The sequence below is a fragment of the Lepagella muris genome, from assembly GCF_004793975.1.
In the GTDB taxonomy this organism is placed as follows: Bacteria; Bacteroidota; Bacteroidia; order Bacteroidales; family Muribaculaceae; genus Lepagella; species Lepagella muris.
In genome coordinates this window covers 116,118-126,113 of sequence record NZ_SRYB01000005.1, presented here as the reverse complement: position 1 = coordinate 126,113, position 9,996 = coordinate 116,118, and the positions used below count along the sequence as shown (strand labels likewise).

The 9,996-nt window shown below is 48.5% G+C and carries 6 protein-coding genes; 2 read left to right on the top strand and 4 right to left on the bottom strand.

Annotated features, from left to right (window positions below):
- Nucleotides 1–88: 88 nt before the first annotated feature.
- The 4 genes from E5331_RS05135 to E5331_RS05120 form a co-directional block, all read right to left on the bottom strand.
- Nucleotides 89–2,836: a hypothetical protein gene (locus E5331_RS05135; protein WP_123481786.1), complete on the bottom strand. Its 2,748-nt coding sequence runs from the start codon at nt 2,834–2,836 to the stop codon at nt 89–91.
- 18 nt (nt 2,837–2,854) lie between these two features.
- A complete protein-coding gene (locus tag E5331_RS05130) occupies nt 2,855–3,229 on the bottom strand; it encodes a hypothetical protein (protein ID WP_135985410.1) in 375 nt (124 codons plus the stop codon).
- A gap of 11 nt (nt 3,230–3,240) precedes the next feature.
- The gene (locus E5331_RS05125; protein WP_123481788.1) at nt 3,241–3,714 is read right to left on the bottom strand and encodes a hypothetical protein; all 474 of its coding nucleotides are present in this window, start codon (nt 3,712–3,714) and stop codon (nt 3,241–3,243) included.
- An 801-nt stretch (nt 3,715–4,515) separates the two neighbouring features.
- Nucleotides 4,516–5,637, bottom strand: coding sequence for a site-specific integrase (locus tag E5331_RS05120; protein WP_123481789.1), 1,122 nt, complete (start codon nt 5,635–5,637; stop codon nt 4,516–4,518).
- A 721-nt stretch (nt 5,638–6,358) separates the two neighbouring features.
- Between E5331_RS05120 and E5331_RS05115 the strand changes: the two genes are divergently transcribed.
- Entirely contained in the window at nt 6,359–7,975 is a 1,617-nt protein-coding gene (locus tag E5331_RS05115; protein ID WP_123481791.1) for a CTP synthase, read from the top strand.
- A gap of 7 nt (nt 7,976–7,982) precedes the next feature.
- On the top strand, nt 7,983–9,878 hold the full coding sequence (locus tag E5331_RS05110) for an amidophosphoribosyltransferase (protein WP_123481792.1): 1,896 nt from the start codon (nt 7,983–7,985) through the stop codon (nt 9,876–9,878).
- Nucleotides 9,879–9,996 lie beyond the last annotated feature (118 nt).

Genomic DNA, 9,996 nt, shown 5'->3' with positions numbered 1-9,996 from the left:
CTGACGGCTCTCCTTATTATATATGTATAGGAATAGGGATTATATATATAGGAATAGGGAAAATATATAGTGATAGGGGATACACGTGTCAGCGCAGACGGTTCACAAACCGCGGCGTCATCTCAAACGACGCCCCCGTCAGCGACTCATCCCTCCGCAACTGACCCAGCACAACCAGCCGGAAACACTTCCACGGTGTCCCCCGGAAATTCCCCACATGCGCCGTACCCGACGACGCCACCAGATGCCAATCCCTGAAATCACGCGTCCCATACAACGCAACCTTGACCGTCGTCTCACGCATAACCCCGCGCACCATAACACGCGAAACCGTCTTCAGCATATCCGGATCCCCGAAACCTATAGGCCGCGTGATAAGCATCCCCCACGACTCATCCCCATCATCATCCGACAGGTCAGATATTACGTAAGATTCCCCATCATGATCCCTAACCAGCACCAACGAGTCGGGATATGAGTTGAGCGAGGAAAAAATTCGCGACCACGACATCCCCCACTGTTTGGATCCCATGCAATAGACGTAACAATATGCCATATCCGGATTATACACCACAATCCGTTGTCGCCGATAATCGTAGGCAATACGGCTACCGGAAAGATAATCCCTAAACGGCACCATCATCGAGTCCTGCACGTTATGTCCCACCATAGAGAGCAACGTGCCGCCACCGCGCAGACGCGATATATCAAACGGCATATCGGTATGTATCTGCACCGATAGCTCCTCGACACTCGACCCCGACAGCAGCATCAGACCCCGACCCGACGCAAACACAACCGACCTGTCTATCTGCGCCACCGAATCACACGACAGCAGCACATCCCGGCACACCGGCTGCACCGCCGAGAACGTACCCGTCCCCGAAACCGTCAACGCCCAAACCCCGTCAGTCGAGAAGGCATACAGCGGAAACGAACCGAACTGACCCTGACTCAACGCCATCACAGCCGCAGAAGTCGCCATCACGCTCCCGCTACCCACAGTCACCCTCCCCTCCAATGGGAGAAAATAAGGATTGCTTACCTCCGACACAAAGATCCTGTTAGGCTCATCCGCCAGAGCATCCGTATCATCCCTCTCCGGTGCCTTCACACCAGCCTGCTTTCCGGTCCGTTCCCTACCCAGACCGTCAAACCAATACGCCCCGTTCAGAAAATCATGACGCTTCAGCGGCAAAGCCCAGCCCCCGCTCCCGTCAGTCGCCACAACGCGCATCTCCACGGCATTCGCATCCGGATAATATAGCAGACGTGGCAATCTGCCGCACATCAGCCTGTCCCTACGCCTCACCACCCAATACGGACGCGCATTGCGCACCACCTTGACCCACACGTCAACCTCCGCATCCGCATTATCAGCCGATACACTATATTGCGACATGCTCCGCAGCGCGAACCCCCCGAACAGCCGTGAACCCACCCCCGAAAGCACCAGACGCGAGTTATACGCAAACGGATGCCGGAACACAACCCTGTCGTGCGACCGCCAGTCATCCCCAAGCGCCGGACGCACCGCGATGTTACGCAGCGACGCATCCTCTATCGGCAACGGCACAAAGCCCGGCATCCCCGCCGTCGCGTCCGCCGAATCAAGGTCAAGGCTCACCGACGCGATCAGATGAAACGCCGCAGCCGACGTGACTGCATCCTCTATATGCTGGCGCGTGAACGGCTCTATCTCGAGATACGACCCGTCGAACGTAAGCCCCGACTCAACATTGCCATCCGCAAACTCATAATACACGTCACTCTCCACCGGAGTCACCGGATGCCGGTGCGATCCCCCCATATCAGCCACCCCTGATCCCATCGGAGACTCAGCCCCCGAATGAGAGAACATCTCCCGATCCTGACGGTGAGACACAGACACCGAACCCGACTGGTCGTATGTATATATCGGCGGGCTGACAAAGAAATCGACCGACTTCACCACATCCCGCCACAGACACATATCCGACAATCCCTCCATCCTGTACATCAGCCGGCACTTCCTTGCAAGCATCTCCACCTCCATCTTGATTATCCCATTGTCCGTAGATGTCTTGTATCTTACCGGAGGAGCCGCGGAATTAGGTATCATCAATATCGGGGCAGACTGATGGATATACGACCCGTCAAACAGCCGTATCGCCCACCTCACCATAAACGGCATCATAAACAGACCGTCATTGGCGGCATCCGCCACCGTCTTGTCCGCAAAACCTATCACGGCATTGCTAACCGAGTCTATAAACGCATCAGAGCTTGACCGGGGCGGCACAAGCCTCCGTCCTCCCGACAATCCTCCCAGCAGAGCCGCCGTCAGGTCCGTCGACACCCCCTCCGGTATCGGCACCGACAGCACGCCCTTGCTCACCTCCCCCGTCAGCGTCTTATGCGCCAGCGCAAGACTTATCTCCACCTCCGGTATCCCCCTGCCAAGCGAGACATAACTCTCCCTCTCCGTGTCCCAGCGGGCATAGCTCGACGACTCACCATCCGAGAAAAACAGAGTCTTGTCCAGTATCGCCACCTTAGGCTCCGAATCCGACGACGTGACCGACGCATACCCCGCGTCAACATCATCCATCGGCGCATACATCACCATCCGCTTACCCGCATCATACACCAGCACATTGGTCCGTCCTCCCGAAACCTTGTGCAAACCGATTACCTTATGCGGCACTCTCGCCAGCACCGTCCGGTGAGGCAGGATAGGGGAGAGGGCCCCCGAACGCTCCGGCAGCAGATTATACGCAGCCTCAAGCATGCCGTCCTGCGCATCATGATCCGTGGGCACCACATTGATCCCCGCAAAATGTATCTCCTTCTTCATATATATGATCTGTGATTATTATTGCAATATTGGAATGAGGGCAACGAGCACCCTCCCGTCAATCATCTGCGACTCTCCGGCTGCAAACCTCGCCCTTACCGGCTGAAACGTCCGCAACAGTATCTCCCGCGCCATCTCCGCACAATGCGTCCGATAGTTGCGCGATCCTCTCTTTGTCGGATAGCACGCCATGCGATGATTACCCACTACACTCTCTGCCGGGATACGCACCCCGGCAAACAGACTCCCGTCACTTGCCGCCAACACGTCAAGCACGTCACCCGGCTGTATGTCGAGAGCCGTGACAACGTGCGACGATATATCAATCCTGCCGTCCACGCTAAACGTCACGTCAGCCCTCCGCGTCGATGGGATAATACTCTTTAATATCATACCTCCCATTATTACGATTCATGACGTGAGCAAAACTTCACACAGGCCTTCTGTTCCGGCATAACTGAATAATTCCTTGTTATGCCCCGCGATACCGAAGTCCTCGCCCCACAGAACGATTTATCCGCAATCTCCGGAATTTGAAACACATGCCTGCAGTTGCCGCAGATCCTCGCAGCCTTGCGCTCAGCCTCCAGCCGGAGCAGCTCGCGCCTCTGGATCTCCGCGCCGAGCTCCTCGTCGGAATACTCCTCCAGCGACCGCGGCTTCTCCTCCCCACCAAACAGCACCCTGTCGGCGAGCTTGTCGATTATAGCCACGAGTCTCAGCTTCTCCGGCGTCACGCTCCCCTCCGTCATGCCTATGACGTCAAGGGCCGACAACTTACGTTGCAGCGACTCCCTGTAGGATTTGAGCGAAAAATTAGCGGTATAGTCATGCCACTCCCTGAGCGTCATGATCGATTCAAGCGGATCAGTCTTCATTTCTTTAGGATAGGATTAGGTTATAATGGATTAGGCTATAAAGATAGTCATTATTTGCCGACCTGCAAAACAAATGGCAACAAAAAAAAGACAACAAAAACAGGCGGCCGCCCACACCCATGAACGACCACCCGAAAACAGCTCCAATCTACTAATCTCTACTTGTAGACCCCCTTCCCACGCCCTTGATCCCGACTGTATAATATTGTTAACTAATATTAAATATAATTAAAAATTCAACGCCTCATCCCCGATCTATTACAAGCCGGAAAACGCACGGAAATGCACAAGAAACACACTATAAAAACCGTGAAATACAGCTATAAATGCAACATTTATCCGAATAAATGTAACATTAATTCCCATAAATGTTGCATTTATCCGATTAATACCGTATTTATCCGATTAATGCTGCATTTATCGCAATAAATGCACAAAAGTTTGCAATAATTCAAAAACATGCAAAAACACCCCCGAAAACAGGGTAAAAAAGGGGTAAAAACGCCTGTTTTAAGCCATTTTTTACCACTTATAAATGTAGGATTAATCATAATAAATGCAACATTTATCCGAATAAATGTAACATTAATTCCCATAAATGCTGCATTAATGGCAATAAATACGTGATATTGCTGCATTTATACCGATTAATGCTGCATTTATACCACAAATAAAAGAAAAGATATATATATATTCTCTCACTTCGCGCATACGCGCATACGCGCGAGAAAGAAAAATTTTTGTTAACATATTTTAAGAAATGGAGAGGAAGGAAAAACAGCCTCCTCCCTCCCGTCCCGATCAGAATATTTGCGGGATATTGTCAACCGCCTCCTGCTTCTTCGCGTCCACGATCTTCGCATAGATCTGGGTCGTTTGGAGCGAACGGTGCCCGAGAAGCTTGCTTACGGTATAGATGTCTGTCCCCAACGTCAGCATCATCACCGCGAATGTATGTCGTCCGGAATGGAAAGTGATATTCTTGTCTATCCCGGCCATGGCAGCCCATCCCCGCAGAATATCGATTGTCCGCTGTGGATGATAGATCGAATCAAACACAAGATCGTCCGGACCCGCATCCCCTCGCTCACCGAGCAATTCCGCCGCCTGTGCCGTTATGTCGAGATACTCCTGGCTCCTCGTCTTTTTCTGGCGGTATATAAGCCGCGTTCTCCCCGCAAGGGTAGATACCTCACCCCACGTCAGTTTCACGATGTCAGAGCGCCGCAGACCCGTCAGACACGAAAACAGGAACGCCCTTCCCACCTCCGGATAAAGACACTCCGTCGAAGCGAGCCTTTTCAGCTCCTCGATGGTCAGGTATTCGCGCACACTGTCCTCCCCGGCAAAGCACGGCACGTTATGTGTCGGCAGCTTGTCGATGATCCCTTCCGAGAGAGCCTTGTTAAGGAAACTCTTGAATATGCCGAAATACACCCTTTTTGAATTTGGTGACAACCTCCCGAACTTGGAATCCTCATTATCGTCACACTCGTCAAGATATTTGTAAAATCCCTTCACCCACTCGGCAGTGATGTCCGCAAACGTCAGATTTATCCGACCGTCATAATCCTTAAGCCGGTTCATACACGAGTGATGGATAGACCTGTTCGCGCTGGATCCCTTCTGGTGTGTCCTTACCAGATTCTCAATGAAGTCATAGAACCTCACATCCTTCCTTGCCTTCCTGATGCCATACGTGCCATTCTGTATTTCGAGGATTCTCTGGGCCTTGACCGAGTTGGCGAGAGCCAGCGTTTCCTTATTCCGGTCCCTGTCCGCCTTAGTCTTGGCAGGGATCAGATACAGCCGCAAAAACTCATAGCTTCTCTGACCGTTTACATATATCGCAAGATACAACGACTTGTTACCGTTGGCGAGACTCTTTTCCCGGAGTCGCACCGGTTCTTTTACTGATGCCATAACTGATTGATTAAAAAAAGATGAGTATCAAAAGTACCACGAGTACCAAAACTGAAATCCACGGGTACCAAAAAAGTAACCTACGGGTACCAAAAATACGACACATGCATAACATATCAGCGACACAATATAAATATAAAACATAGATAAAAACACCTGGAATAATAACCACTTATCACCAAATTATATGTCATGGATATGTCGTAAAAATGTTATCCGAGGAATTTAAGGACTAATAGCTAATTTTACATGCTGCAAAATTATATAAAAAAAGGGATATTTTGAGATTTTGCCGATAAAAAAATAATGATAAAAAATAAATAAAAATTTGCGAGATTTGTGAAAAAGATGTAGTTTTGCAGCTTGTAAAAAATAACATCGCGGAAAATTTCATGTCCTGATGTGGTAAAATACTATTCTGATAAGGATTTGGGATCGGGTAAAAACAGTATGTTTGAACAAAAGACAATATTAATTATCCCTCAACGCGGCGCGGAATATTGCCAAAGTGGTGTTTGCGCGTCGGTTGGGGTAACTACCCTCCATAAAACGATATCAAGAATAATCCGATACCCGCAAACGGAAGAAAAACAGATAAAAATCGGCGTTAGAGATGATCGGCAGACGGAAGTACAGCCCACCTCTGATGCCGATTCTCTTTTTTTTCATGGTGCATGCAATGTTAAGGACGGAAAGAATACCTAATCAAAATAATATATCAATGGATACAAAGTACATTTTTGTGACCGGTGGCGTAGTGTCATCATTGGGTAAGGGGATCATATCCTCATCGTTGGCAAGGCTTCTTTTGTCAAGAGGATATAGAGTGACTATTCAGAAATTTGATCCCTACATCAACATAGATCCGGGCACTTTGAATCCCTACGAGCATGGAGAGTGCTACGTGACGGTAGACGGACATGAAGCAGATCTTGATCTCGGGCATTATGAGAGGTTTACTAACATTGAGACTACACGGGCAAACAATGTCACCACGGGTAGAATCTATCAATCGGTCATAGATAAGGAGCGGCGAGGGGATTATCTTGGGAAAACGGTTCAGATCGTACCTCATATAACTGATGAGATAAAGCGATGTGTGAAAAGGCTGGGTGATAAAGGTAATTTTGATTTTGTCATCACGGAGATAGGAGGTACTGTCGGAGATATAGAATCCACTCCCTATCTTGAGGCTGTAAGGCAGTTGCGTTGGGAACTTGGCAAGAATGCAGTGTGCATACATCTCACTTACGTGCCTTATCTTAAGGCTGCCAAGGAATTGAAGACGAAGCCTACACAGCATTCAGTCAAGATGCTTCAGCAGGCAGGTATCCAGCCTGATATCCTTGTGTTGCGCACGGAGAAGGAATTGCCTCAGTCGATGTGTAGGAAAGTGGCTCAGTTCTGTAATGTATCGACTGATGCGGTTATCCAGAGTCTTGACGCATCTTCCATATATGAAGTGCCGATCATGATGCATAAGGAGGGACTTGACAGAATAGTGCTTGAAAAGACCGGACTTAATGGAGATGGAGATCCGGATCTCAGTGCCTGGAATAACTTCCTGCATAAATTGGAACATGCCACAAAGAGGATAAGGATAGGTCTTGTGGGGAAATATGTGGAGTTGCAGGATGCTTATAAATCGATAAGCGAGTCGCTGAACCATGCCGCTGCATATTGCGACCGTAAACTTGAGTTGGTCTATATCCATTCAGAGAAGTTGACGGAATCAGACGTAGATGAGAAACTGAGGGATATGGATGGCGTCATAATTGCACCGGGGTTCGGTCAGCGTGGTATCGAGGGGAAGTTTGTGGCGATAAAATGGTGTAGGGAGCATGATGTGCCTACGTTCGGCATCTGCCTCGGCATGCAGTGTATGGTGATAGAATTTGCAAGGAATGTGCTCGGGATGAAGAATGCCAATTCAACGGAAATGGATTCAACTACACCTTATAATGTGATAGACTTGATGGAGGAGCAGAAAAGTATCTCCAATCTCGGCGGCACGATGCGCCTTGGAGGATATGACTGTGTTATTCGGGAGGGTTCGAAGGCAGCGCAGGCATACGGCACCACTCATATAAGGGAGCGTCATCGCCACCGCTTTGAATTTAACGACGATTATCGAGACCGGTTCGAGGCTTCCGGTTTGCAATGTGTCGGAGAGAATCCTGACACACACTTGGTGGAGATAGTTGAACTGAAAGGCAACCGATGGTTTGTAGGCACGCAGTATCATCCGGAATACCAAAGTACGGTGCTCAATCCAAATCCATTGTTTGAGTCGTTTATGGAAGCAGCGATAGCATATAGCACAGAGAAGGGAAGATAAATTATATATGGAACTGATAAAACATGAATGTGGCGTGGCGATGATACGCCTGCTTAAGCCACTCAATTACTATAAGGAAAAATACGGCACCCCTTTCTATGGTTTGAATAAACTCTATCTTATAATGGAGAAGGAGCATAACCGCGGACAGGAGGCAGCAGGCATAGGATGCGTTAAACTTGATGTGTTGCCTGGAAATGAATATATATTCCGCCAGCGGGCACAAGGGGCGGATGCAATTACAAAAGTGTTTGATGCCGTTTATAAAGAGATAGCTCAGGAGAGTCAACGTACAGGGCGGTCACTTGAAGATCCGGATTATAAGGATGTGCCATATTTGGGCAATGTGTATATGGGGCATCTGCGTTATAGCACCACGGGTAGGTCAGGTCTTAATTATACACATCCGTTTATGCGGCGCAATAATTGGAGTTCGCGCAATATGCTTCTGTGCGGTAATTTCAACATGACAAACGTGGATGAGATTTTTGATTCCATAGTAAGTACAGGTCAGCATCCCCGTCTATATGCCGATACGTTTCTCCTTCTGGAGCAATTGGGTCATGCGCTTGACAGGGAGAATGAGCGTCTGTATGCGCTTCATAAGGATTCCGGATTATCGTATCTTGAACTTGCGGAGAGTATTGCCAGAGATCTTGACGTATCGAAGATACTCAGACGTTGTTCTCCGATGTGGGACGGCGGCTATGTGATCTGCGGCATTGTCGGTAACGGTGATATGTGGGCAATGAGAGACCCCAACGGTATACGTCCGGCATTTTATTATAAGGATGAAGAGATTGTGGTTGTGGCAAGTGAACGACCGGTCATACAGACGGCATTCAACCTTCAGACTGAAGATGTGGAGGAGCTTGAGCCGGGATGTGCTTTGGTGGTTGACCGTGATGGTACAGTAGATATTGAGCGTATTCTTCCGGCGAAGAGTAATTCACGTTGTAGTTTTGAGCGTATTTATTTTTCAAGGGGATCAGACAAGGATATATATAATGAGAGGAAGACTCTTGGGCGTTATCTGGTTGATCCGGTACTGGATGCTGTGGATAATGATATAGACAAGACGGTATTTTCATTCATTCCCAATACGGCGGAAGTGGCTTTTTATGGACTTGTGGAGGGGATTGAAAATAATCTGATAGGTCAGAAGATTAAGGAGATTCAGCAACTGTCAGCAGCAGGGGCATTGACGGATGAGAATATATCGGAGGTGCTTCATCGTCGTGTCAGAAAAGAGAAGGTGGCTATAAAGGATATCAAGCTCCGCACATTCATATCGGAGGGTAGCACCCGTGATGATCTTGCCGCCCACGTGTATGATATCACATACGGCTCAATCAACCGAGGTGATAATCTGGTGGTGATAGACGACAGCATAGTACGAGGCACGACCTTGCGTCAGTCTATCATCAGGATACTTGACCGTCTGAATCCATCAAAATTAATTATAGTGTCAAGTTCTCCTCAAGTGCGTTATCCTGATTGTTACGGTATTGATATGTCTCGTATGGGGGAGTTTATCGCATTTAGAGCCGCCATGTCGCTTTTGGAGGAACGAGGCATGCATGATGTTATAGATTCGGTGTACCGACGTTGCAAGGATCAGGAGAGTTTGCCAAAAGAGGAAATCCGTAATTACGTGAAGGATATCTATAAAAATTTCAGTGATGAGGAGATTTCCGACAAGATAGCAGAAATGCTTACTCCGGATACAGTAAGAGCTAAGGTGAAGATTGTGTTTCAGACAGTTGAAAATCTACATAAGGCTATACCCCATCATCCCGGTGATTGGTATTTCACGGGAGATTATCCAACTCCTGGAGGGAATAGACTTGTCAATAAGGCATTTATAAATTACTATGAGGGACGCGTAAAGAGTAGGGATTGAGATTTTCTACGTAAAATTATAGAATCTTCATCACCCTAATATGTATGTCTACGGGAGAGATGCGATTGTTGCCGCTCTCTCCCGTAGACACATTAAGGATGGAAATTCCAGAAAGTCG